This is a genomic window from Streptomyces sp. BR1 (genome assembly GCF_052373795.1).
Taxonomy (GTDB): Bacteria; Actinomycetota; Actinomycetes; order Streptomycetales; family Streptomycetaceae; genus Streptomyces.
In genome coordinates this window covers 7,338,208-7,361,667 of record NZ_CM126252.1, presented here as the reverse complement: position 1 = coordinate 7,361,667, position 23,460 = coordinate 7,338,208, and the positions used below count along the sequence as shown (strand labels likewise).

At 68.9% G+C, this 23,460-nt stretch carries 25 protein-coding genes and 1 pseudogene; 17 read left to right on the top strand and 9 right to left on the bottom strand.

Annotation, left to right across the window (positions count from 1 at the left end; translation table 11 throughout):
- Nucleotides 1-4: 4 nt before the first annotated feature.
- On the top strand, nt 5-469 hold the full coding sequence (locus ACT1U9_RS32560) for a Clp protease N-terminal domain-containing protein (RefSeq protein ID WP_444536220.1): 465 nt from the start codon (nt 5-7) through the stop codon (nt 467-469).
- Nucleotides 470-565: 96 nt separating this feature from the next.
- Here ACT1U9_RS32560 and ACT1U9_RS32555 read toward each other — a convergent pair whose 3' ends face one another.
- Nucleotides 566-1,228: a TetR/AcrR family transcriptional regulator gene (locus ACT1U9_RS32555; RefSeq protein WP_444536219.1), complete on the bottom strand. Its 663-nt coding sequence runs from the start codon at nt 1,226-1,228 to the stop codon at nt 566-568.
- A gap of 129 nt (nt 1,229-1,357) precedes the next feature.
- Between ACT1U9_RS32555 and ACT1U9_RS32550 the strand changes: the two genes are divergently transcribed.
- The 4 genes from ACT1U9_RS32550 (at nt 1,358) to helR (ending at nt 7,046) form a co-directional block, all read left to right on the top strand.
- Nucleotides 1,358-1,645 carry a hypothetical protein gene (locus ACT1U9_RS32550; protein ID WP_444536218.1) on the top strand — a complete coding sequence of 96 codons (288 nt, stop codon included), beginning with the start codon at nt 1,358-1,360 and terminating at the stop codon, nt 1,643-1,645.
- 536 nt (nt 1,646-2,181) lie between these two features.
- Nucleotides 2,182-3,258 (top strand): hypothetical protein, encoded by a 1,077-nt coding sequence (locus tag ACT1U9_RS32545; RefSeq protein ID WP_444536217.1) that lies wholly within the window; start codon nt 2,182-2,184, stop codon nt 3,256-3,258.
- 127 nt (nt 3,259-3,385) lie between these two features.
- Nucleotides 3,386-4,507 carry a hypothetical protein gene (locus ACT1U9_RS32540; protein ID WP_444536216.1) on the top strand — a complete coding sequence of 374 codons (1,122 nt, stop codon included), beginning with the start codon at nt 3,386-3,388 and terminating at the stop codon, nt 4,505-4,507.
- 382 nt (nt 4,508-4,889) lie between these two features.
- Nucleotides 4,890-7,046: an RNA polymerase recycling motor ATPase HelR gene (gene helR / locus ACT1U9_RS32535; RefSeq protein WP_444539311.1), complete on the top strand. Its 2,157-nt coding sequence runs from the start codon at nt 4,890-4,892 to the stop codon at nt 7,044-7,046.
- Between the two features lie 11 nt (nt 7,047-7,057).
- On the opposite strand, the gene thpR is transcribed toward helR, so the two are convergent.
- The 3 genes from thpR to ACT1U9_RS32520 form a co-directional block, all read right to left on the bottom strand.
- Entirely contained in the window at nt 7,058-7,642 is a 585-nt protein-coding gene (gene thpR / locus ACT1U9_RS32530; RefSeq protein WP_444536215.1) for an RNA 2',3'-cyclic phosphodiesterase, read from the bottom strand.
- Nucleotides 7,643-7,729: 87 nt separating this feature from the next.
- Nucleotides 7,730-8,260: a hypothetical protein gene (locus ACT1U9_RS32525; protein ID WP_444536214.1), complete on the bottom strand. Its 531-nt coding sequence runs from the start codon at nt 8,258-8,260 to the stop codon at nt 7,730-7,732.
- A gap of 3 nt (nt 8,261-8,263) precedes the next feature.
- The gene (locus tag ACT1U9_RS32520) at nt 8,264-9,280 is read right to left on the bottom strand and encodes a NucA/NucB deoxyribonuclease domain-containing protein (RefSeq protein WP_444536213.1); all 1,017 of its coding nucleotides are present in this window, start codon (nt 9,278-9,280) and stop codon (nt 8,264-8,266) included.
- A gap of 253 nt (nt 9,281-9,533) precedes the next feature.
- On the opposite strand from ACT1U9_RS32520, the gene ACT1U9_RS32515 reads away from it, so the two are divergent.
- Together ACT1U9_RS32515 and ACT1U9_RS32510 are read left to right on the top strand one after the other, a co-directional pair.
- Nucleotides 9,534-10,025, top strand: coding sequence for an SLATT domain-containing protein (locus ACT1U9_RS32515; RefSeq protein ID WP_444536212.1), 492 nt, complete (start codon nt 9,534-9,536; stop codon nt 10,023-10,025).
- A gap of 57 nt (nt 10,026-10,082) precedes the next feature.
- Nucleotides 10,083-10,577, top strand: coding sequence for a YbaK/EbsC family protein (locus tag ACT1U9_RS32510; RefSeq protein WP_444536211.1), 495 nt, complete (start codon nt 10,083-10,085; stop codon nt 10,575-10,577).
- Between the two features lie 109 nt (nt 10,578-10,686).
- On the opposite strand, the gene ACT1U9_RS32505 is transcribed toward ACT1U9_RS32510, so the two are convergent.
- Complete coding sequence (locus tag ACT1U9_RS32505; protein WP_444536210.1) at nt 10,687-11,409, bottom strand: dienelactone hydrolase family protein; 723 nt, start codon at nt 11,407-11,409, stop codon at nt 10,687-10,689.
- Nucleotides 11,410-11,692: 283 nt separating this feature from the next.
- Between ACT1U9_RS32505 and ACT1U9_RS32500 the strand changes: the two genes are divergently transcribed.
- The 3 genes from ACT1U9_RS32500 (at nt 11,693) to ACT1U9_RS32490 (ending at nt 13,717) form a co-directional block, all read left to right on the top strand.
- Complete coding sequence (locus ACT1U9_RS32500) at nt 11,693-12,136, top strand: pyridoxamine 5'-phosphate oxidase family protein (protein ID WP_444536209.1); 444 nt, start codon at nt 11,693-11,695, stop codon at nt 12,134-12,136.
- Nucleotides 12,137-12,287: 151 nt separating this feature from the next.
- A complete protein-coding gene (locus tag ACT1U9_RS32495; protein ID WP_444536208.1) occupies nt 12,288-12,989 on the top strand; it encodes a Clp protease N-terminal domain-containing protein in 702 nt (233 codons plus the stop codon).
- Nucleotides 12,990-13,216: 227 nt separating this feature from the next.
- A complete protein-coding gene (locus tag ACT1U9_RS32490) occupies nt 13,217-13,717 on the top strand; it encodes a VOC family protein (protein ID WP_444536207.1) in 501 nt (166 codons plus the stop codon).
- A 31-nt stretch (nt 13,718-13,748) separates the two neighbouring features.
- On the opposite strand, the gene ACT1U9_RS32485 is transcribed toward ACT1U9_RS32490, so the two are convergent.
- Both ACT1U9_RS32485 and ACT1U9_RS32480 read right to left on the bottom strand, forming a co-directional pair.
- Complete coding sequence (locus ACT1U9_RS32485) at nt 13,749-14,186, bottom strand: VOC family protein (RefSeq protein WP_444536206.1); 438 nt, start codon at nt 14,184-14,186, stop codon at nt 13,749-13,751.
- A 394-nt stretch (nt 14,187-14,580) separates the two neighbouring features.
- The gene (locus ACT1U9_RS32480) at nt 14,581-15,222 is read right to left on the bottom strand and encodes a hypothetical protein (protein ID WP_444536205.1); all 642 of its coding nucleotides are present in this window, start codon (nt 15,220-15,222) and stop codon (nt 14,581-14,583) included.
- A gap of 16 nt (nt 15,223-15,238) precedes the next feature.
- On the opposite strand from ACT1U9_RS32480, the pseudogene ACT1U9_RS32475 reads away from it, so the two are divergent.
- The 6 genes and pseudogenes from ACT1U9_RS32475 to ACT1U9_RS32450 form a co-directional block, all read left to right on the top strand.
- Nucleotides 15,239-15,637, top strand: a pseudogene (locus tag ACT1U9_RS32475) (nitric oxide synthase oxygenase); the annotation flags it as partial.
- Nucleotides 15,638-15,808: 171 nt separating this feature from the next.
- Nucleotides 15,809-16,198 (top strand): SH3 domain-containing protein, encoded by a 390-nt coding sequence (locus ACT1U9_RS32470; RefSeq protein ID WP_444536204.1) that lies wholly within the window; start codon nt 15,809-15,811, stop codon nt 16,196-16,198.
- A 276-nt stretch (nt 16,199-16,474) separates the two neighbouring features.
- A complete protein-coding gene (locus tag ACT1U9_RS32465; protein ID WP_444536203.1) occupies nt 16,475-17,863 on the top strand; it encodes a M14 family zinc carboxypeptidase in 1,389 nt (462 codons plus the stop codon).
- 248 nt (nt 17,864-18,111) lie between these two features.
- Complete coding sequence (locus tag ACT1U9_RS32460; RefSeq protein ID WP_444536202.1) at nt 18,112-19,185, top strand: NucA/NucB deoxyribonuclease domain-containing protein; 1,074 nt, start codon at nt 18,112-18,114, stop codon at nt 19,183-19,185.
- 73 nt (nt 19,186-19,258) lie between these two features.
- Nucleotides 19,259-19,822 carry a hypothetical protein gene (locus ACT1U9_RS32455; protein ID WP_444536201.1) on the top strand — a complete coding sequence of 188 codons (564 nt, stop codon included), beginning with the start codon at nt 19,259-19,261 and terminating at the stop codon, nt 19,820-19,822.
- Nucleotides 19,823-19,874: 52 nt separating this feature from the next.
- Nucleotides 19,875-20,309 carry a VOC family protein gene (locus ACT1U9_RS32450; RefSeq protein WP_444536200.1) on the top strand — a complete coding sequence of 145 codons (435 nt, stop codon included), beginning with the start codon at nt 19,875-19,877 and terminating at the stop codon, nt 20,307-20,309.
- Nucleotides 20,310-20,383: 74 nt separating this feature from the next.
- On the opposite strand, the gene ACT1U9_RS32445 is transcribed toward ACT1U9_RS32450, so the two are convergent.
- Both ACT1U9_RS32445 and ACT1U9_RS32440 read right to left on the bottom strand, forming a co-directional pair.
- A complete protein-coding gene (locus ACT1U9_RS32445) occupies nt 20,384-21,247 on the bottom strand; it encodes an alpha/beta fold hydrolase (RefSeq protein ID WP_444536199.1) in 864 nt (287 codons plus the stop codon).
- 267 nt (nt 21,248-21,514) lie between these two features.
- Entirely contained in the window at nt 21,515-21,937 is a 423-nt protein-coding gene (locus tag ACT1U9_RS32440; RefSeq protein WP_444536198.1) for a MarR family winged helix-turn-helix transcriptional regulator, read from the bottom strand.
- 156 nt (nt 21,938-22,093) lie between these two features.
- On the opposite strand from ACT1U9_RS32440, the gene eno reads away from it, so the two are divergent.
- Nucleotides 22,094-23,371, top strand: a complete 1,278-nt coding sequence (gene eno, locus ACT1U9_RS32435) for a phosphopyruvate hydratase (RefSeq protein ID WP_444536197.1) — start codon at nt 22,094-22,096, stop codon at nt 23,369-23,371.
- Nucleotides 23,372-23,460 lie beyond the last annotated feature (89 nt).

Below are 23,460 nucleotides of genomic sequence, written 5' to 3'. Positions count from 1 at the left end.
AGCCATGTTCGAACAGTTCGCAGCAGGTGCCCGTGCCGCCGTGACTTCGGCGCTCGACGAAGCCGCCCTGCGCGGCGACCGCCGCCTCGGGACCGAGCACCTCCTCCTGGGACTGCTCCACGAACCCCGCCCGGCCCAGGTTCTCGGAACCGACCTGGAGACCGCACGCGCCGCTCTCGACGCCCTCGACCGGTCCGCACTGGCCGCAGTGGGCATCGACATCCAGGGGGTCGAACGGCCACCGATCCCCGCCTCGCGCAAGCGCACCCCTTTCACCTCCGGCGCCCGCGCGGTCCTCCCCCGCGCCGTGGCCGAGACGAGGAAGGCCGGCACCCGGCGGATCGCACCAGAGCACCTGCTGCTGGCCCTGCTCGACTGCGAGCGACCGGATCCGGTGGCGGAGCTCATGACCCACCTCGGCATCGACCGCGCGGCTGTCCGTGAACGCGTGCGGCGGGCGGCTGCCTGAGTGAGGAACCGACAAGGCCCGCCGGGCAGACCGACGGGCCGTCGGACCGGATGAAGCGGTAGGGGAAGCGGGTCGAGTCGTACTTGCTGTCGCGGATCAGCCGCGATCCGATTCGCCCATACTCCGCTCGCCGACGCCCCCGCGTTGATGGGTATCGGCTGCCTCGTCGAGTGCGGTTCGCAGGAGGGCGCGGGCGGCCCAGCGCTCGACGTCGCCGATGGCGTGGTGCTGAAGGCCGACGACGTCGCGGAGCACGAGCTGGGCTTCGATGCCGATGGTGAGGGACAGCGCGGCGACCAGGCGCTGCCAGGCGTGATCGGTGAGCTGGGGCCGCAGCGGGGTGAGCGCTTCCTCGATCCAGTGGACGCGCCGGTAGCCACGGCGGGGTCCGTCGCTGTCCGCGGGCCGGTCCAGTGTGAGTCGCATCAGGGCGCGCAGCAGCGGTTCGTTGTCGACCGTGGAGGTGTGGAGGGTACGGACCAGCTGATCGACACGCTCGTACGGATCGGTGCTGGTGATCGCCTCCAGCACGGTGGTGCGCGCGGCTTCCAGGGCGGCGTCGATCAGGAGTTGTTCGGCATGGGTGAAGTAGCGGTACGCGGTACGTCGGCTGACCAGGGCCTCGTCGGCGACCTCCGCGACCGTGGGCGTCTGCCCCCGGGCCATGAGCCGGGCGGCCGCCGCGAGCAGCGCGGCGTGGGTCCGTTGCCGCTGCCGGGCCCGGCCCGGCCCGGCGGCCGGGGATCCGCCGTTCTCCATCGGTCTCCTGTCGTGGCGCCAACTTGCCTTGACCACCCAGCAGTTGGGTTCTAACTTACCTGCCATGCGCCGTCATGTCACATGATGTGCCATGACGGCACCTTGGGTGACACAAGGGAGGCTCACGTCATGGCATACCTGGTGGTACAGCAGCGCGTCACCGACCCTCAGCTGTGGTCGAAAGAGTTCCATACGGCCGATCAGGCACGCCGAGCCGCAGGAGGCGGCACGGTCCTGCTGCTCGCCGACCCCGGCGATCCCGGTCTGGTCACCGCGGTCGTGTCCTTCGACTCGGCCGCCCAGGCCCACGCCTGGCGGGCCCGGCCCGGCATCGCGGAACAACTGGGCCTGTCCGGCGTCGACTTGGCGTCCATTCGCGTACGGGTCATGGAAGAGATCCCCGACGTTCAGCAGTGACTGCTTTCCCGGACCGGCGTGGGCCGGAGTCCGATATTCGGTGTCTGCAGTTTTCACCAGGAATCCTGATTACCCCTGGGTGATTTCTCCCTGTGTATTTCTACAGCGGGGAACGGCGGCCTCAACCGACGTGCCCCGGCCCCAGGATCGGCGATCCGCTGAGCTCCACATCTGCTAGCCCAGATCGAAAATTCCCCTGTAGATGACAGCCTGTGAGCCTGCTACAGTCCGCATGCGCGACTCGCGATGAGGGTGGCGATGCGGCGGATCCGAACCCCTGGTTCGCCACTTGCTGAGCAGCGGTACGGACGTCCACAACTCCACCTGCCACTGAACGCGGCGTACAGCCGTGAGACAGCCAGCCGTGGTGACGCCGCGATAAATCCGGCCACCGATGAACACCGGCGACCCATTACACAGAAGGCCGTCCGGAGAGCCGGAGCAGTCGACGGCACCGGCTCTCCTGTGCACTGCCGCTTCCGGGCAACGCCGCCGCGCCACTTTCATCGCCTTGGAATCAAAAGGGGAGAATGTCAATGAAAAAGGGACTTCTGCGGCGCCTCGTCGCAGGGAAGGCGCTGGCCATGGGCGCTCTCCTGACCGTCGCGGTGCCAGGAACCGCGTACGCCAACACCGTCAGCGTCACCGTGAAAACCCCTGGGGCCACTCTCGGACCCACAGCCATCGACTCTTCGATCTCCACCAGCGCCCACTGCGCCAGCGGTCTCGTCTCCGGCGGCGGGATCGACCAGGCCATCGGCACCGGCGCGGGGGTGAACGGTAACCATGTGCTGGGCACCGACCCCAGCCCCGACGGCACCACCGAATACACCGGCTCGACCGGGGTCGTCGGCACCGACGTGGCGTATTGGATAGCGAAGGGCGCAAGCGGAGGCCAGGTCAACTCCTCCTTCTCCACGACCCCTTACGCGATGTGCTTCACCAGCAACCTGATCAACCACACCCAAGTCGTCATGAACAAGGTCAACGCACCCACCACCGCAGCGACGACGGGCCTCGTGACGGCTACCTGCCCGGCCAACACGGTCCTGCTCGGTGGCGGCGCCCAGGTCACACCGGGCAACACGGGCAACTTCAAGCCGATCGCCGGCTTCCCCACCTTCAACAACGCCGCGCACGACTTCGGCAAGAAGGCCGCAGCCGACGGAGAGACCAACCCCGACTCCTGGACCGCCGTCGGCTGGGACAACAGCACCAACGCCAGCAACGAGACGTACGCCTACGCGATCTGCAGCGGAAACGGCATCGGCGTCAGCGGCGTCACCGTGAAGGTCCGCTACAGCGAGGTGAGCGGCCCCAACACCGGGAGCACCGGCCAGAACGCGACCGTCAGCTGCGGCAGCGGGGACGGGGATCTGATCAGCGGAGGCGCCGCCATCAGCGGGGGCAGCGTGACCACCACCGACTTCACCGGGCCGGGCGCGGGCGGCGACCACCTCAACGGCAGCTTCCCCAGCGACTCCAGCGGCAACCCCGTCGGCGACGGGACCACCACCGCGGCGTCCTGGACCGCCTTCGCCCACACCGGTGGGATGGCGTCGACGAACAACCACTCCGACGCCTGGGCGCTGTGCGCCAACGACGGCGTCTGAGCCACCGGCACCACTGATCTGCGGGCGGGCACGACACCGAGCGCAGCCCGCCCGCAGATCACCGTCCCCTTTTGACCAACCCTGTCACGCCACGTTCGCCGCGCTGACAGCAGAAAGGCACAACTCGATGAAGAAGACGTTTTCACGGCAGTCCGTCCTGGGAGCGGTGCTCGTCCCGGGCGCCCTGTTCGCCGTGGCGGTGCCGGAAATCGCGTACGCCGACACCGCGAGCGTCACCGTGACGACCCCCGGCCCCACCATGGGCCCCGCGACTCCCTTCACCGGCGTCTCGTCCCACGCGGACTGCGCCGACGGCCTCGTTTCCGGCGGCGGGATCTCCCAGTCCACCGGGGACGACCGGGCAGGGAACGGCAACCATGTGATGGGCATCGCGCCCAGCGCGGACGGTGTCACCGAATTCACCGGCTCACCCGGGGTCGTCGGCACCGACGCAACACACTGGCTCGCGTTCGGCGGAAGCGGGAGCAACTCCAGCCTCGCGTTCTCCACCACCCCGTACGCGGTGTGCCTCCACAGCAACCGGATCAGGCACACCCAGGTCGTCATGAACAAGGCCGCCGGGCCCAGCGTCGGACAGACGTCGAAGACCGTGACGGCGACCTGCCCGACCGGCACGCTCCTGATCGGTGGCGGCGCCCGCACCACCCCCGCCAGCGTCGGCAGCCTCAAGCCGATCGCCGGCTTCCCCACCTTCGACGACGCCGCGCACGACTTCGGCCAGAAGGCCGCAGCCGACGGAGAGACCAACCCCGACTCCTGGACGGCCGTCGGGGGAATCGGCGGCGGCCGCGACAGCGGCAACACGACGTATGCCTACGCGATCTGCAGTCGCGACGACGTCAACGTCAACAACATGACCACAACGGTCCACTTCCGCGAGCTGAGCGGCCCCGACACGGCAGGCACGAGCCAGACGGCGACGGTCGGCTGCGCCGACCCCGCCGAGGAGCGTCACAACGGGCGGGAGAACAACGTACTGGTCAGTGGGGGCGCAGCCGCCAGCGGCGGGAACGTGACGACGAACGACTTCACCAAGGCAGGGTCGGGCGGAACCCACCTCATCGGAAACTACCCCAGCGACTCCGACGGCAAGCCGGTCGGTGACGGGGCCACCACGGCCGAGAACTGGACGGCCGACATCCACGTCGGGGGCTCGCCCTCCCCCAATACCTACTCCGACGTCTGGGCCCTGTGCCTGAACCTCAACCACGGGCAGGCGATGCGATGACCGCGGCCGTGCAGTAGCACCAGGTGACGGTTGGTCAGCGTCGGCGGACGGCACTTCCATGCCGTCCGCCGACGACGAGCTGGGACTGATCAGCAGGGGCGCGGCGGCTCCCCGCCATGACGAAAAAACGAAAGGCAAGGAGGGATACCCACTCCTTGCCACTCTTAATTTATAGCGCACGGGGGGCCTTGCGGCAAGGCCCCGGTGGTGGGGCAGAATCGCGGGCCGAAGCCAGGACCTGCGGAAACAGGGGGATTTACGCGTGCGTGCGCTGTTGTCGGGTGAGGGATGGAGCGGTGACGTCGAGTTGGTGGGGGGACGGTCCGGGGTGCGCGAGTGCGCGTCGGCGGCGGTAACGGCGACTCCGGATCGGAGCGAGGACATGAACCCGGTGACCATCAGCGCGTTCGATCTTCCCGAGCGTCTCGCCGCCAAGGCCGACCCGGCGCTGATCGACGGCGACGAGCGGCATTTCGCGGCCATCGCCGAGAGCCTTGAGCAGGCGATCGCCGAGGTGTCGGACCGCCTTGAGGCCGAGCGCAGGGCGCCCGGCGGCATCGGCCGGGAGGCGATGGACCGGGACGCGGAGATCTACCGCCTGACCGGTCGTCTGCGTGCCCTGCGCCGCTTCGGCCTGGACCTGTGCCTGGGACACATGGTCCCCGCCGACGGCTCCGAGCCCGCGTACATCGGACGCCTCGGCCTCACCGACCGTACGGGCCGTCGGCTGCTGCTCGACTGGCGCTCACCGGCGGCCGAGCCGTTCTTCGCGGCCACCCACGCCGACCCGATGGGTCTGGCGAGCCGCCGCAGGTACCGCTGGACCCGCGGCCGGGTCAGCGACTACTGGGACGAGGTGTTCACCGCCGACGGGCTTGAGGGGCGCGCCGCGCTCGACGACCAGTCCGCGTTCATCGCCAGCCTGGGCGGCAACCGCTCGTCCCGGATGCGCGATGTGCTGGCCACCATCCAGGCCGACCAGGACGCCGTCATCCGTGCGGGATCCCGTGGCGCCCTCGTCGTCGACGGCGGCCCGGGTACGGGCAAGACCGTCGTCGCCCTGCACCGCGCCGCCCACCTCCTCTACTCCGACCCGCGACTCGGTCACCGTCGCGGCGGTGTGCTGTTCGTCGGCCCGCACCAGCCCTACCTCGCGTACGTCGCCGACGTCCTGCCCAGCCTCGGCGAGGAGGGTGTGCAGACCTGCACCGTGCGCGACCTGGTGGCCGAGGGAGCGGGAGCGGCGGTCGAGGCCGACCCGGAGGTGGCCCTGCTGAAGGCGTCGGCGGACATGGTGAAGGCGATCGAACCGGCCGTCGCCCTGTACGAGGAGCCGCCGGCCAAGGGGATGACGGTCTCGACCCACTGGTCCGACATCTGGCTGAGCGCCGACGACTGGGCGGCGGCGTTCGACGCGGTGGAACCGGGTACGCCGCACAACGAGGCGCGCGAGCAGATCTGGGAGGAGCTGATCGCGATCCTGCTGGACAAGCACGACGGCGACGAGGTCTCCCCCGAGCTGTTCCGGCGGTCGGTGCAGCAGGACCGGGCGCTGGTCACGACCCTCAACCGTGCCTGGCCGATGCTCGAAGCGACGGACCTGGTCGGGGACTTGTGGTCGGTGCCCGCGTATCTGCGCAAGTGCGCGCCCTGGCTCGGCCCCGACGAGGTGCGCAAGCTGCAACGCACCGAGGCCCAATCGTGGACGGTCTCCGACCTGCCCCTGCTCGACGCGGCCCGGCAGCGGCTCGGCGACGCGGAGGCGTCCGTACGCAAGCGGCGCCACGACGCCGCGGTCGCCGCCGAACGTACGCGCAGGGCCGAGGCCATCGACAGCCTGCTGCAGAACGTCGTGATCGACGAGAGCGAAGGCGCGATGGGGATGCTGCGCGGACAGGACCTGCGCGAGAGCCTCATCGACGAGAGCGCGCTGCCCGGCACCGAACCCGACCTGCTCGCGGGTCCGTTCGCCCACATCGTCGTGGACGAGGCCCAGGAACTGACCGACGCCGAGTGGCAGATGCTGCTGCAGCGCTGCCCGTCCCGCAGTTTCACCATCGTCGGCGACCGCGCCCAGGCCAGGCACGGGTTCACGGAGTCGTGGCAGGAGCGGCTGGAGCGGGTCGGGCTCGACCGGATCACGGTGGCCTCCCTCAGCATCAACTACCGCACGCCGGAAGAGGTCATGGCGCAGGCCGAGCCCGCCATCCGCGCCGTCCTCCCGGACGCCAACGTGCCGACGTCCATCCGCAGCAGCGGCATCCCCGTCGTCCACGGATCCGCCGCGGATCTGCACTCGGTCCTCGACGGCTGGCTCGCCACCCACGACGAGGGGATCGCCTGCGTCATCGGCGATCCCGCATTCCGGGCGACATCCCGCGTCCAGTCGCTGACGCCGCAGCTGTCGAAGGGGCTTGAGTTCGACCTGGTCGTCCTCGTCGATCCGGACACGTACGGCGAAGGTATCGAAGGAGCCGTCGACCGCTATGTCGCGATGACCCGCGCGACCCGGCAACTCGTGATCCTCACGAGCCCCTGACGTCGCCCGGGTCAGGTCGCGCCGCTGAACTTCCAGGCGTCGAGGTCGCGGTAGTGGATCGGCCCGGGGCCCCGGCCGATGTTGCTGCCGACCAGGTGCAGCCGCTCTGCGGGCCACGAACGGCCGGTGAACGCGGCGAGCGCGGCGGCCGACTCCGACACGCCGACGAGGTCGTTGCGGCGGGCCCGGGCGAGGGTGAGATGCGGGCGCAACGGGCGGTCGGCGAAGTCGACACCGCACTCCTTGACCACGGCACGGACCTCGGCGGCGAGCAGATGCAGCCCGTCGAGGTCCCCGTCGATCCCGCTCCAGAGCACGCGCTCGTCGAAGTGCCCGCCGCCGCGCAGCGCCAGTCGTACGGGCCGGTGCGCGGCGGCGAGAGCCGCGAGCGGCGGCCGCAGGAGGGGAACGGTGGCGCCCGGGAGCTCGCCGAGGAAAGCCAGCGTGATGTGCCAGTCCTCGATACGGTTCCACCGCATACGCGGGTACGCGTCGTAGGCCGGGCGCAGTGCCCGTGCCAGCTCCTCCTTCGCGTCGTCGGGCGGGGCGAGGGCGATGAATATCCGGATGGTCTCGGCCGGCACCTGGTTGTTCACGAAGGACTTCGTACCGTTCTTCGGGTACTCCTGTCACCTTCTGTCGTGGGCCGTGGCTCTGTGACGGCAGCCACGGCCCACCCGCGGTCAGCGGCCGGTGCGGAACAGCTCCCCGGTCCGGTCGGTCAGCTTGTGGCGGATCTCCGGGGCCCTCCCGGCGGGCCAGACCAGGATCAGATACCGCTCGGAGAGGTTGTCGCCCTCCGAGGCAGTGTCCCGTCCCCGGGCGTGGATCCGCAGGCGCCACCACCGGGGCTCGCCCTCCGGGCCGGGCAGGTCGATGCCGTACTCCGCGTCCTCGGGATCGAGTCCGCCACCGTCCCCGTCCCCCTCAGGCGAGGTGATGCCCGCACCGGGGGGCTCGAAGACGGCGCTGATGTCGACCACTTCGTCCCAGGAGCCGGTTGCCGGCGGCGGCTCACCCTCCAGCACGTCGTAGTCGACGCGAACGTATCCGTTCTGGACGCCGGTGCACACGGTGACGAAGTCGCCGTCGGCGTTGACCCGGACCAGCCCGTTCCCGGCCCTCGGATCACCGTCGTCGAGGTCGTCCTCGGCGTCGGTCTCGAACAGGTTGAACTGGTGGTAGGAGGCGTAGACGCGGAGTGCGGTGGTCATGGATCAGACCTGTACCCAGAATCCGTCGCGGTCAAGGACTCGCTGCTGCAGCTGGAACTTGTTGAGGATGCCGCCCTGCCGGTTGTTCTCCCTGATCGGCACCCAGGTGATGCCCCGGCTGGCCGCAGGCAGTGCGGTGCCGCCCTCGTAGGAGGCGGCGAAGGGGTACTCGTCGCAGGACGGCCCGGCCGCGCCGGCCGGCGGCCTCTGACCCCGGCACACGGCCCTGCGGTTGTCGCCCTGCTTCGTCTCGTCCACCAGGAAGTGCAGCGGGTGCCCGGAGCCGGGCTTGCCGTAGTGCCCGCCGCGCGACTGGATCGCACGGATGCCGGGGCCTATGTTCGGCAACGCCGCCATGCCCGTCAACGTGGGGGTGACCTGCGGGAAGACACAGCCCGGCGACTGCCGGGGCTTCTTGTTGCCCGGCTTCTTGGCGAACATGTCGTCGCACCGGTAGCTCGCGGAGGAGTACGAGTTCGAACCCTGGATGTAGCCGGGCTTGAAGAACGTGTACTCGTACTTCGTGGCGGTGCCATGGCTCTTGAACGCGCCGATGTTGTCGGTGTAGTCGACCTTCCCGGAGAAGGGCGCGCCCAGTATGCGGCCCTGCGGTATGTGGTTGGAGGCGGAGCAGGGACCGCCGCAGGAGACCCTGATTCCCACGCTTATCCCGGCGGCGTTCCCGGTGATGGTGGCCTTGCCGACGCTGACGTTCTCCGACCACTTGCGGGACTTGATCTGCAACGTCATCTCGTGCGTGACGATGAACCGGACCACGCCCACGGGTTTGCCGTTCACCAGCACGACGGCCCCGGTGCTGATCATCTGACACTCATGGGTCCGGGTGATGCCGGGCGTGCAGGAACCATTCGGCACGGCGGCGGCGTCGGCGCGGGTGATGGGAGTCTGGGTGACGCGCAGCGTCAGCTGGTCCGAGGGGGCCGCGTGCGCGGTGCCGGCGAGCGTCGTACCCGCCAGTGCCAGTCCTGTCGCGGCCACGGCCATAGTTCTCAACTTCACGTGAATTCCTCCCCGTTGAGGAAATCGACGAACTCGTCCACCGGTCGGCGGACCCGGCAAGCCTGGCACCGGGCGCCCCACACGCCGTTCCTTCGCACGGGAGTGGCTGATTCACGCCCCCGGCGTGTCTGATTCCGGCCACACTCCCTACGGAGACGGGTGCAGCAACTCACGGTGTGGACTTGACGGTGACGTCACAGTCGGGCGAGATGGTGCCTGCGCACTGGGCGCGCTGGCGAGTCGGGGGCACGTAGTGGCAGATGGCGGCGTTTCGGACCACGTCGAGATACTGGAGCGTTGGAGCCGGGGCCTACAGATGCTCCACGTGGCTCACAACATCGCCTCGGAGCGGTTCAATCGCTGGAATCGCGTCACCGGAATCACCACAGCCATGCTGTCCGCGGTCGTCGGTACAACGATCTTCTCGTCGCTCTCGGACTCCGGTCTCACCAGTCTTCGAGTGGCAGCCGGCGTGGCCAGCCTGCTGACGGCCGCGCTCAGCGCCGGGCAACTGGTCTGGGACTACCCCGAACTCGCTTCGCGCCACCGAGCGGCTGCCGTGCGCTACGCGACACTCCGTCGGCAGGTGGAATTGCGGTTGGCGAACCGGGACCAGGTGACCGGGACGGACGTCGACGTCACGTCGTCCGAGTGGGAAGAGATCGAGCAGTCGGCCCCACAGCTGCCGATCGGTGTCCGCCGTCATGCCAGGAGAGAGATCGCCGGCGTCCCACCACGTGCCTGAACACCACACTTGACTACACCGCACTGTCCGGTTTGAGTCAGTTGCGATGGGAGAAACATGGAGAACGCACCGACTTCGTCCCCACCCGCTGCTTTACTCCTCGCCGCTGCCGGGGTGGCGTTCACCGCGCACCAGCACGTGGAGATCCGCACGGGCGCGGACATCCGGAACCGCACCGGGTTCACCGAGGAGAACATCCAGAACTCGCTGAAGACGGTGGCCTTCTCCGTCGGCCCCGACCGCCTTGTGCTGGCGACCGTTCCGGGCCCAGCGCGGATCCGTTACGGCCGGCTCACGGCAGTCCTGGGAGTGCCGCGTTCGGCTCTCAGATCCGCCGACGAGGCGGTGCTGCGAAAGCTGGATATGGAACGTGGCGGGGTCGGCCCCATCTGCGATGTCCCGGACGTCACCGTGGTGTTCGACGCCTCGGTGCCTCAGATGGGCAAAGTGCTGTGCGGGAGCGGCCGGCCGGACTACACCGTGGAGGCGGAGGCGGCGGACATCGTACGGATCCCACGGAACGCCGTGGTCGCCGACATCACCTCTGTGTGAGGGGGCACTTGAATGGCCACCGCTATCGAGGACAGGCCAGGGCCTGTCCTCGATAGCGGCATCACGGCCTACGCCGCTCAGCGTCGACTGTCGGCCTGACGGCCCGGCGTCACTTCAGGTGCCGGCCGAAGAACCGGTCCCCGTCCTCCCTCTCGAACGACGGGGTGCCGAGGTGTCCGCCCAGATTGGCGTGCAGGGTCTTCTCCTTGCTGCCGAAGGCGTCGAACAGGTCCAGGGCCCGTTGCCGGGGGTTCCCCTCGTCGTCCCACTGCAGCAGGATCAGCAGCGGAATGGTGACCTGCCGGGCCTCCTCGCGCTGGGCGAGGGGCACGTAGCCTCCGGCGAAGAAGCCGGCAGCCGCGATGCGCGGCTCGACCGCCGCAAGGCGGATGCCGAGCGCGGTCCACCCCGAGTACCCGACCGGGCCGCCGATCTCGGGCAGTTCAAGGAGGGCGTCCAGGGCGGTCTGCCATTCCGGGACCGCGTTTTCGACCAGCGGGCCGACGAGGGATTCGAAGATCTCGTCGACCGGCTCGCCGGCCTGCATCGCCCGGCGCAGATCGGCGCGGGCCTGTTCGGCGGCGGCGGAACGCGGCCGCTCACCGCACCCGGCGGCGTCGATGGTGGCCACCGCGAAGCCGTACGCCGCAGTCAGTCGGGCCCGGGCCACCAGCCGGGGTTCCGCCTTGGGCAGGCCGTTGTTGTGGGCCATCAGGATCAGCGGGGCCGGTACGGCGGACTCAGGCGTCCACAGAGTGCCGGGGATCTCGCCGAGGGTGAATTCGCGTTCGAGGACGCCGTCGTCGAGGCGCTGCTCGGAAGTGAAGTGCATGGTCATGCCTTTCGGGAGTGCTCATGAAACGGCGCTCCCGGACGACCTGTCGCCCGACCGTGACCCCGGAGGGGAGCACCCATGTCGATACTGCGTTCACGGGTACCACCTCCTCGTTCTCTCGCACGGCCTCCGGAAAGGTAACAGTGGTCGCGCTGGTCCACCAACGGGTTGTTACGAAGGCTCCGTGGCCGGATGCCGCGGGACGGCTCACGCCATCAACTTGTGGATTGCGGCGCAGATACGCGTAACCATGTGAGGAATCCAGCACTATTCTGCGGTTATGCGTCCGATGACCCACGAGGAACGCGAGGCCTTCCTCGCCGAACCGCATGTTGGAGTCCTGAGCGTCACGGCTGAAGCGGAACGTGCCCCGCTGACCACCCCCATCTGGTACGAGTACCAGCCAGGCGGGCTCGTCAAGGTGATCACGGCCCCCGGCCTGCGCAAGGTCCGGCTCATCGAAGAGGCCGGCCGGTTCGCGTTGTGCGCGCAGGTGGCCGTCGTCGACGACTACCGGTACGTGTCAGTGGAGGGACCGGTGACCGAGACGAGGCCGACCTCGAAGCAGGAGCGCTTCGACATGGCCGCGCGTTACATGGGCCCGGACCGCGCCACCGGCTATATCGACGCGACGGAGGAGACCTCGGCCGACAACATCGCGATCTATATGCGGCCGGAACAGTGGAACACCTTCGACTTCAGAGTGACACTCGACGGCCAGTAGGTCACGGCGAAACCGGGTCCTGCCGTGCTTCGGGCGTTCGGCCCCCTCAAGCAGGCCGTACGGCACCATCGCACGCAAGCGCGCGGGTGTACCCAGAACAATCGTCAACTGCTGATTGACGATTGATGGAGCGTCAACTTAAGGTTGACGCATGAGCCCACTCGACATCAGCCTCGCCGACCTGATCGCCCGGCTCGACGAGGAACTCCCCGACGCCAACGAACTGGACCGCATCAGCGAGGCGCGACTTCGCGCCCAGACGCTGTCCGACCTCGGTGACCAGCTCATCGACCACTACGTCAGCAAGGCCAAGCGGACCGGCGCGTCATGGACCGAGATCGGCGACGCCATCGGAGTGTCCAAGCAGGCCGCCCAGCAACGCCACACGCCCGCCCCGTTCGAGCGGTTCACCAACCTGAACCGGCACAGCATTGTGCTGGCACAGGAGGCCGCCCGAACCCACAAGCACGACTTCATCGGCACCGAACACATACTGCTCGGCCTGCTCGGTGAACCGCGGGGCCTGGCATATGAGGTGCTGGTGGCGAAAACCGAGTCGGAGCAGCGCGTCCGCGACGCGATCGAGGAAGCGATGCCGCCGGCCGGGGAGAAGGCGCTGCGTGGTCACATCGCGTTCCGACCGGAGAGCAAGGAGGCCATCGAGCAGGCGCACCGTGCGGCGGCCGACCTCGGCCATGACTGGATCGGCACGGAACACACACTGCTGGGCCTGATCCGCACCGAGAAGAGCCCGGCCGCACGGATCCTGCGCAACCTCGGCTTCGCGCCAAAGGAACTGCACAAGACGGTCAAGACCGAGATCGCCAAACGGCTCGCCGCGCGCGACAAGTAGCAGCGGATCCATCAGTCGGCGGGGAGGACCCGACCGACACGACTCTCCCATCCGACACGGGGCGGCGCGCTCGCGCCGCCCCCGTCCGTGCGCCGGTCCGTCGCGGCATGATCACACCATGTGTCGACCCGATTACGAGAATGAACCATTTACTTGAAGTCTCACATTGTTTTATCGTTGCAAGCCAGGCCACCACCCGCGCCTCGCCGCCCCTCAGGGAGACCCCCATGCCTGTACGCCGCCTCAACCACGCGGTGCTCTACGTACGGAACGTCGAGCGCGCCGTCGAGTTCTACACGGACGTCTTCGACTTCCACCTCGACGTCGACATCCCGGGCCGCGCCGCGTTCCTCAGCGCCGAGGGCACACTCAACGATCACGACCTCGGCCTGTTCTCCGTCGGACCCGACGCACCCGGGCCCGAGCAAGGTCGCGTCGGCCTGTATCACCTGGCCTGGGAGGTGGGGACTCTCGGCGAACTGGTCGAGATCGCCGACAAGATCAACCAGCGCGGCGCCATGGTCGGGTCCACGAACCACGTCGTGTCGAAGTCCGTCTACGCCAAGGACCCCGACGGCAACGAATTCGAGATCATGTGGCGCGTACCGCGCGAGGACTGGCCGTCCGCAACCGACGAAGCCCGCTCCGGCGCGCTCGACCTCGAAGAGTCCCTCAAGCGCTGGGGGCCCGACCTCAAGACGGGCGCCGCCGCCGGTTCCGCCACCTGACCGCCAGCCGCAGTCCCGTACATCGCGCGCGTCACCCGGGGTGCTGGTCGTCCTGCACGTCGTGCAACGAGGGGGCGTACGAGATCCCGACGATCACGCCGTCCGACGTGAGGAGTCTGGCCACCGTCTGGCCCCACGGCTCGGTGCGGGCCTGGTGCACCAGGTCGAAGCCCGCGCGCTGAAGCTCGGCACCGGCGGCCGTGACGGCTTCCGCGTCCGCCACCTCGAACTCGATCGATGCCTGCGGGACCACCCGGTCGGCGGGCCACTGGGCCGTGCCGAAGCATGCCTCGGCAGCCTGCGCCAGCGGCCACAGGCCGAAGTGCTTGCTGCCGGGGACGCTCCCGCTGGAGTAGTAGCCGTCGCCTTCTCCCTCCAAGGGGAGGCCAAGAGCCTCGATGAACAGCTTGCGGCTCAGCGGCGGATCGGCGACGACCACCGCCACGCTCGTGATGAAGAGAACGTCCATGCCGGTGGTTCACTCCCCTGCTGCGCTGCGACGGGACTGCGAGGGCCGGAGATTCGGCCTCGTCGGCACCGCTTTTCCGCGGCCGGATCCCACTCAACTCAACGTATCCGCCTGCTCCCCGAGCGCCGAGACACCCGCGCCAGCACCACCTTGAGTCACCCGATCGAGCTGGTTCACCTCGTACGTGCCGTCATCCCACCGCTCCCCCGACGGCCTAGCGGGCGCGTTCTGGTAGTCGGCCCGGTTGGAGTGTCGCGGTCCTGAGCGCGGGGATGGCGGCTGCGATGAGTGCGACGCCGAGGAGGCCGGCCAGTCCTCCGGTGAGCACGGCGAGGGCGGGCGTCGAGATCGCTGCCACGAGCCCGGCTTCGGCGTCGCCGACCAGAGGGGAGGCCTACGTCTGGGCGAGCAGGAGGGCGGTGACCCATCCGCGAAGGGCGTCGGGTGTACGGAGTTGAAGGATGGTCAGGCGGAAGACTTCCGACACGACGTCGGCCGCGCCCGCAACCGTGAGGAGCGCGAGGGCTAGAGGAAGCTGCCTGGTCAGACCGACGGCGGCGAGGGCGGCGCCCCAGACGGTGACGGCGATCAGGACGGCACGGCCTGCGTTGTCGATGCGTGAGGCCCAGCCGCTGGTGGCGGCCGCGAGGAGGGCGCCGGCGCTGGGGGCGGCGAAGAGGAGGCCGACGGCGGTGGGCCCGCCGTGGAAGGTCTCCAGGCCGAGTGCGGGGAACACGGCTCGGGGCATGCCGAACACCATGGCGCTGGTGTCGACGAGGAGGATACCGAGGATGAGGCGGGTGCCGCGGACGAACCGCAGTGCCTCGACCATCGTCGCGGGCGCTGCGGGTGCCGCGATCTCGCCACGGGCGACCGGGGGCGTGTTGACCGTGACCATGCTCTTGATCTTGGAGAGCTGGTCGGCCAGCGTGCCGACATCGCGCCCGGCGGCATCGGTGATGCGCTGGTCGGCGACCGCGAAGCCGATTCGCACGCCGGGCAGCGCGGACTTGCCGTATGTCCCGAGGTAGATCACACGTCGGCCGGTGTCCGGGGCCCGCAACCTAGCGGACCCCGACCGCTGCGACCTCCTGCCCGCCATGGGCAGGGCACTGGGCCTGGACGTCTCCACCGAACGCTCGCTCTGGCGCGACAAAGCGCTCATCGAACTGAACGTGGCGGTCCTGCACTCCTTCGACGCCGCCGGGGTCACCATCGCCGGCCATCACACCGAGTCCAGACACTTCATGCTGCACCTGGAGCGCGAGGCCCGGTCGGGCCGCATCGTGCCGGCCGACTGGTCGTGGATCGTCCCGCCACTGTCGGGATCGACGACCGAGGTCTTCCACCGCTACTACGACGACGTGCAGTTGCGGCCCGCGTTCCTCCACCACCGCACGCCGGAATCAGACACGGGCCGAATCGCGGCGCTGCTCCGCCTGAGCCCGTAGCATCGCTCCCCCGCCGCACCAGGACCGGCCGATGCCGGACACGGTCAGGACGTCACCCTCCGGTCCAACTACCGTGCAAATTACGCCAGTTTGTGATCAGTGGCGCAACGGACCGGCATGCCCGGCCGTCATACAGGGCGTACATCTCACGGGGAACGAAAGGGGAACAACATGTACGTACCCGGCATGCAGCGGATCGCCATCGCGGGCGCCGTAACGGTGCTCGCGGTAGCGGGGAGCGTGCTGAGCATGGGGACGGCTTCGGCGGCGACGCCGACGGCGGCCACCATTACGGCTCAGCAGACCCACAAGGCCGCCCCGGCGGCCGAACCCACGGGCAAGGTCGTCGCCAACGGCGGCCTGTGGACGCACCAGGCATCGAACACCGCCTCCAAGCGGCTCGGCCTGCTGCCCGAGGGCGCGGTCGTCGCGCTGCAGTGCAAGAAGGCCGGCGAGAACGTGGACGGCAACAAGCTCTGGTACAAGATCGGGGCAGGCAAGCCCGGCTGGGTAGCCGCACGCTATGTCCGCAACCTCGCGCCCGTGCCGTACTGCAAGTGACCTGACATGACGTCCGGCGGCCGCCCGACCAACGGCCGCCGGGCATCGAGCTCCCACTGCTCGTCTTCCAATTTTGACATGTGCATGCAATGATGCAGGCCCCCGCCTGCCGGCATCGGCTGAGTCCCCCGAACACCGGGCACCTCCGGCGCTCCCGCAGCCGCTGCCCCGGGCATGAGCCGTCATCCCGCACACGAGGTGCCGGCTCCGGCGCATGCGAGGCCCGCCGGGTCCCACGGCCCCGCGCACCCGGTACCCCCCACGGAAGGCTCACTCATGCCCCGCAGACGCCTGGCGCTCATGGCCGCCGGAGCCCTGGTCATGGCTGCCGCCGCCACGCTCCCCCAGTCCTCAGTGGCCACAGCCGGCACCCCCGCCCCGCACGCCACCGCCCACAACACCCTGGTCACCTACCGAGTACCGATCCGGCACAGCGCGGACGCGCAGACTCTCATCAACGCCGGGTACGACGTCCTGGAGCGCCGCCAGGGCAACAGCCTGTTCATACTGGGCGATCCGACGACGGCCACCGGGCTGCGGCGCCTCGGGTTCAGCCCGACCGCGGTGAGGACACAGCAGCGACCGACCCCCAGCACGGCCCGGCCCGTCGCCGGTGACACGTACGACGGCGGCTACCACACGGTCGACGGCAACTACGCCCATCTGGACCAAGTCGCCTCCCAGCACCCGGACTTGGCCACGGTCGTGACCTACGGCCAGTCCTGGCGCAAGCAGAACGGAACCGGCGGCCGGGACCTCAAGGCCATCTGCGTCACCAAGATGCAGCAGGGCGACTGCAGCCTCAATCCGAGCTCGGCAAAGCCCCGCTTCTTCCTGATGAGCCAGATCCACGCCCGCGAGCTCACCACCGGCGAGGTCTCCTGGCGGTGGATCGACGAGCTGACGTCCGGCTACGGCAAGGACGCCGACATCACCAAGCTGATGGACACCACCGAGATGTGGGTCGCGCCCATCGCCAACCCGGACGGCGTCGACATCGTCGCCTCGGGCGGCGACAACCCCCTGCTCCAGCGCAAGAACGCCGACGACGCCAACGGCACCTCGTGCGGCTGGAGCGGCCAGATCGGCGTCGACCTCAACCGCAACGCCGGTACCCACTGGGGCGGCTTGGGCACCTCTCAGCAGCCGTGCGACGAGGTCTACCTCGGCCCGTCCGCCGATTCGGAGCCGGAGAACAGCGCCCTGGAGGGCCTGTTCCGGCAGCTGTACCCGGCGGTGCGCACCGGCACCGGGGACGGCGACCCCGCACCGGCCGGCACCCGGGGCATGATGATCAGCCTCCACAGCGACGCGAGCATGGTGCTGCTGCCCTGGGAGTTCGACCACACCGTGCACACCGGGAACGACTCCGCGCTGCGCGCCCTGGCCGGCCAGATGGGCTCGATCACGGGCTACCAGTCCGGACAGGCGGGCGAGATCCTGTACGACGCGTCGGGCGGCACCGACGACTGGACCTTCGACAAACTCGGCCTGGCCAGCTTCACCATCGAGATCGGCGACAGCGACGGCCGGGGCTGCGACGGGTTCACCCCGCCGTACTCCTGTCAGGACAGCTACTTCTGGCCCAAGATGAAACCCGCTCTCCTGTACGCCGCCCAGCACGCCGCAGCACCGTTCCAGACGACCGCCGCCGTCAAGCACTGAGGTCCGGTTCACGCGCCGGGGGCCACGCGGCCTCCGGCGCGCCGGAGTCGGAACGTCGGCGGTTGTCGGCGCCGAGGGACGCACCATGGCCGAATCCATCCCCAACACCCCACAATCTGCGCACAGTTACCCCCGCACGCACCACATGCGAACGTAAAGCGCTGTCCCCCCACAAATGCAGCGTTGACGCTCCGTCAGAGACCGCCGAAGCATGGGCATGCCAAATCTGACGGAAAGGACCATGATCGGTGAAACTGATCAAATTCGGGGGAATCCTTCTCGCCGCGCTCCTCGCGGCGAGTACCGCGTCCGCCACCGCAGCGGACGCCGCTCCGCCCCGGCCCAAGGGCAGCATCACCCTCACCACCACACCCAACCGGACCAGCGCCGCGAAACCGGGAGCGGCAGCCTTGACCTGCTCCCCGGCCTACAACACCTTCGACCGCACCAGCTCCTGCTCGTCGGGCGGCATCACCGTCAACTTCTACCTCGAACCCGAACATCAATACCAAGGCAGCGCCCAGCTCGCCTACACCTCCAGCGTCCAGCTGGACCCCCGCAACCGGTACAAGTGGACCAACCAGGTCAGCCTGCACCTGGTCGAGTCCACCATCCCCGCCGGCGACCTCGGCGTAGGCACGGTCACCGAGGACTGCAAGGCTTGCACCGCCACACCCGGCGGGACGCAGATCCTCAGCCCCGGCGCCGTCCGCACGTACACCATGACGCTCAACTCCCCCGGAACGGCGACCGTCACCGACGCGCAGGCCCCGCTGCTCACCTACACCGCCCCGGGCTACAGCACCGCGCAAGGCGACCTGGGCGGCAAGCAGAACGTCCGGTGTGACAACACCCCCCGTATGAGCCCCGTGCAGACCGGCGGATGTGTCCACCCCGACTACACGCCCACGTACTTCCTGTCCACGACCGGCCCCTACGACCAGGTGGCGTGGCACGTCGCATGGGCGCAGCAGAACCTCAAGAACCACTGGGGGTGGCAAGGTCACGGACCGGCTCTCACCCGCACCACCGACCGGGCCCTGATCCGTACCAACCGGCGGACCGCGTGCCCCAGCAACATTCCCCGCCCGGCCGGAAAGAGCTGCGACGAATACCCCTTCGCTTCCACCCACCAAGGTGCCAGCGTCAACCCCGACTTCTCCTGCCACATGATCAACGCCCGGCAGAACACCCAGGAAGGCAGCTTCCGCAAGAGCTGGTACAACTCCAACCGGCTCTTCGACGGAGACAAGTTCTGGGTCGACATCCTGCTTCCGTCGGCCCACACCCAGGTCATGCGGCCCAACGTGCAGTGCCCGTAACCCGACAGCACTAGCGTGAAGCCCAGGGGGACAGTGAAGAGCTGTCCCCCTTCCACGGCAAGGAGCCTCCGTGATGCCCACACGCATCCAACGTGTCCACAGCAGCACCGTCATGCTCGACTCCAACGGCCTCGACATCCTCGACCCCGACGTCATGGGATACGAGTACCTCGAATTCGCCGCCAACGGGATCGTCGCCGTACACGAGAGCGGCTACACCAGCATCCTCACCGAGCAGGAATCCGGCACCGTCACTGTCACCGCCGAACTCTGGGACGGTCCCCCGCCCCTGGCCCTCGACGCCTGGCAGGACGCCGCCGAGATCTCGGTCGACTGGACCGGCAGCCGTATGGAGATCGGCGACGAAGACGCGGCCCTCAACCTCGACCTCCCGCCGGGCACTTACCGGCTCCGCGCCCATGGACGCAACCGCGACGACGGCGATGTCCGCGACGAGGACGACCCGGTGGAGGAATACCTCCTGCACATCTGGCCCGCCCCCACGGCACCCCCCCACACCCATAAACTCACCAGCCAACTCGCCGCCGGCCACACCGCCGTCGACAGGGACCCCGCCCACATCCACGGCACCAGTTACGACCAAATCGCCGCACAACGCCGTCAGATGGATGCATGAAACCCCTGGCCCCGGGATCCCGGTGAACAGCACGCGCCACTATGGTGAGCCGATGTCATCGATCAAGCAGTTCCAAGTCACCTTCGACTGCGCGGCACCTGAGCGCGTCGCTCGTTTCTGGTGCGAGGTGTTGGGGTACGTCGTACCGCCGCCGCCGGAGGGCTTTGCCACTTGGGACGATTTCGCTCGCTCACTGCCGCCCGAGCGTCAGGATTCATCGTTCTCCTGCAGTGATCCCACAGGTGTGGGCCCGCGCATGTACTTCCAGCGCGTTCCCGAAGGCAAGGTCGTCAAGAACCGGGTTCATCTCTGCGTGCGGGTCGGCACCGGGCTCGTGGGTGACGAGCGCCTCGCCACCCTGGAGGCCGAGTGCGCACGACTGACCGCACTCGGCGCGGTACACCAGCGAACGCTGTATGCCGACGAGGAAAACGAGTCGTGCATCGTGATGCAGGACATCGAGGGCAACGAGTTCTGTATCGACTGAGGGGCAAGGCCGCCCGCCTGCCTCGCAGTTCACGCGGGCGGGCGGCCTCCGGGTCTCTCCTCAGCCGGCCTCGATCATGATGCGGCAGGCAGGAGCCCGGCGACTTCACCCAGGACTCGGGCCGCCGGTGCCGGTTCGACCAGCCACTTCAGGTGGCTGCTGGTGAGCGTACGGACGTCGTAGGGGTTCTCCGGCGTCAGCGCGTCGCCCTCGCGAATCATCCGGTCCTGCATGGCGAGCGGCACGCTGGTGTCCTCGGTCAGCCGGACGTACGTCTTGGGGATCCGCCCCCAGCTGTCGGCCTGCGCCCGGTCGTCGGGAGTGCCGGCGTCGAGGTTCTCGTCGGGCTGGAAGGTGTTGAGGAAGACCATGAACTCCTCGTCCGTCCCGTCGGCGAGGAAGGCTTCCTTGAAGGCCGCGAGGACGCCGGGGTCGGCGGTACGGAAGTTGGAGCGCAGCAGCCCGAGTTCGGCAGGGTTCGCGACGATCGCCGATGCCAGCGCAGTGGCGTCGGCCGTGGCCATCTCGGGCTCGGCGTAGTACGCGCTGACGTCGAGGTCGACGGGGCACCAGGCGGAGACGTAGACGATGCGGTCGATCAGGTCGGGCCGCTGGTTGGCCGCGACGGTGGCCGTCATACCGCCACGGCTGTGGGAGACGAGGATGACGGGCCCGTTCCGCTTGGCCCGCTCCAGTATCCCGATGAGGTGCGCGGCGTTGTCGGCGAGCGTGACGCCCTTGATGGCCCCGGGCGTGGTGGCGAGCCCTGCGAGATCCTGCGGCGCCTGATAGGCCTGCGGGAACGTCGCGGCGAACCCGTGCCCGGGAAGATCGACGGCGACCGAACGGTGTCCGAGGAGGCCGAGTTCGGCCTGGAGCGGGGCGAAGGAGAAGGAGTTCGCGAAAGCTCCGTGAACCAGTACGAACGTCGGTTGCATCTGTCTACACTCACTTTCTGGTCCTCTGCGGCGTCGGCGGCACGCGCGCCGCTCTTCCCGCCGCCGCGAACCACCTCGCGGCCGAGGAACGAGACGTAGTCCTGCGGCGCACCATCCAGCCGCAGAGACGTCTTCATACATGGCAAGCGTCAGCGGTCGAGCGCGGAGTCACGAGGGCGGCGTGCGAACGACTGCCCACGGTCCGGTGATGCACCTTACTCAGTAGAAGATCATCCGCACTACCCGGACGAGCCGAGAGACGCCCCCCTAGTGCGCCGCGAGCCTCTCCACCAGCCCGATCGCCCGCGCCAGCGACTCCCGCTCTTCTTCCGTCAGTTCCGCCTCGATCGCCCGCGCGAGCCAATCCGCCCGGCGCCCCCGCTCCTCCTCCAGCAGCGCCTGCCCCGCCGAGGAGAGCTCGACCAGGCTCTTGCGGCCGTCGGTCGGATGCGCCCGGCGCGTGATCAGCCCCTGCTCCATGAGTAGTCCGACCGCTCGGGCCATGGACTGCGGGCGCACCCGCTGATCGGCCGCCAGTTCGCTGGTCGTCATCGCACCGCTGCGGTCCAGCGCGCCGAGGACGGCCACCTGGCCGAACGGCATCTGGTCCTCAAGCTTCACGCGCCGCGTGAGCTTTCCCATCACGGTGCGCAGTTCGGCCGCGACGGCGGTGGATTGCGGAAGGGGCATACCCAATTTTAACGCAGCACAGCTGCACAGGAGGACTGCGCAGCAAGTCTGAACAGCAAAACTGCACAGCACTGCTGTAGAGTCTTCTGTGCCGGGGCAGCGCCACCGTCGCCGCAGCCGAGCCCCGGCACGTAAGCGACAACCGGAAGGGCTCCCATGACCGCCATCACCTCCGTCACCGGCCGCCGCGTCCTCGACAGCAGGGGCAACCCCACCGTCGAGGTGGACGTGGAACTGGCGGACGGATCCATCGGCCGGGCCGCAGTCCCCTCCGGCGCTTCGACCGGCGCCCGCGAGGCCGTCGAACTCCGCGACGGCGACCCGGCCCGCTGGCACGGCCAGGGCGTCGACCGCGCGGTACGCCACGTCAACACGGAGCTCGCGGCCGCCGTCACCGGTCGCGAGGCCGAGGACCAGGCCGGTCTCGACGCCGCCCTCGTCGCCACGGACGGCACCCCCACCAAGTCCAGGCTCGGTGCCAACGCGATCCTCGGGGTCTCCCTGGCCACCGCCAAGGCCGCGGCCGCCGCCCACCGCCTGCCGCTCTACCGCTACCTCGGCGGTTCCGACGCCCGGCTGCTGCCCGTACCGATGATGAACATCGTCAACGGGGGCGCGCACGCCGACAACCCCCTGGACTTCCAGGAGTTCATGATCGCGCCGATCGGCGCGGACACCTTCGCCGAGGCCGTGCGGATGGGGTCCGAGATCTTCCACACCCTGCGCCGCGACCTTCTCGCCGCCGGGCACTCCACGGGCGTCGGCGACGAGGGCGGCTTCGCACCCGCCCTGCGCACCGCCGAAGAAGCCCTCGACTTCGTCGTCGCCGCCGTCGAGCGCACGGGCTACCGGCCGGGCACGGACATCGGCCTGGTCATGGACCCGGCGTCGTCCGAGTTCTTCCGCGACGGCGTCTACGACTACACCGGCGAGGGCGTACGGCGCACACCCGCCGAACACGCCGACTACCTGGTCAAGTTGATCGACGCCTACCCCATTGTGTCGATCGAGGACCCGATGGCCGAGGACGACCTGGAGGGCTGGCGGGACCTCACCGCGCGGGTCGGTGCGCGCTGCCAGCTCACCGGTGACGACGTGTTCTGCACCAACGAGACCCTCCTGCGCGAGGGCATCGCCTCCGGCGTCGCCAACTCGGTCCTGGTGAAGGTCAATCAGATCGGCACCCTGACGGAGTCCCTGGCCACCGTCAACGCCGCCCACCGGGCGGGCTACACCGTCGTCATGTCGCACCGCTCGGGAGAGACGGAGGACACGACGATCGCGGACCTGGCGGTGGCCACGGGCTGCGGCCAGATAAAGACCGGCTCACTGTCCCGCTCCGACCGCACCGCCAAGTACAACCAACTCATCCGCATCGAGGAGCAGTTGGGCGACAGCGCGCAGTACGCGGGCGGGGAAGCGCTGCGCCGCTAGGTGTCGGTGCTGCTTCGGGGTGGAAGCCATGGCTTCTCAGGCCCGACTGAGTAGGATCTTGCTCGTGCGCTTCGACGACAACGAACCTG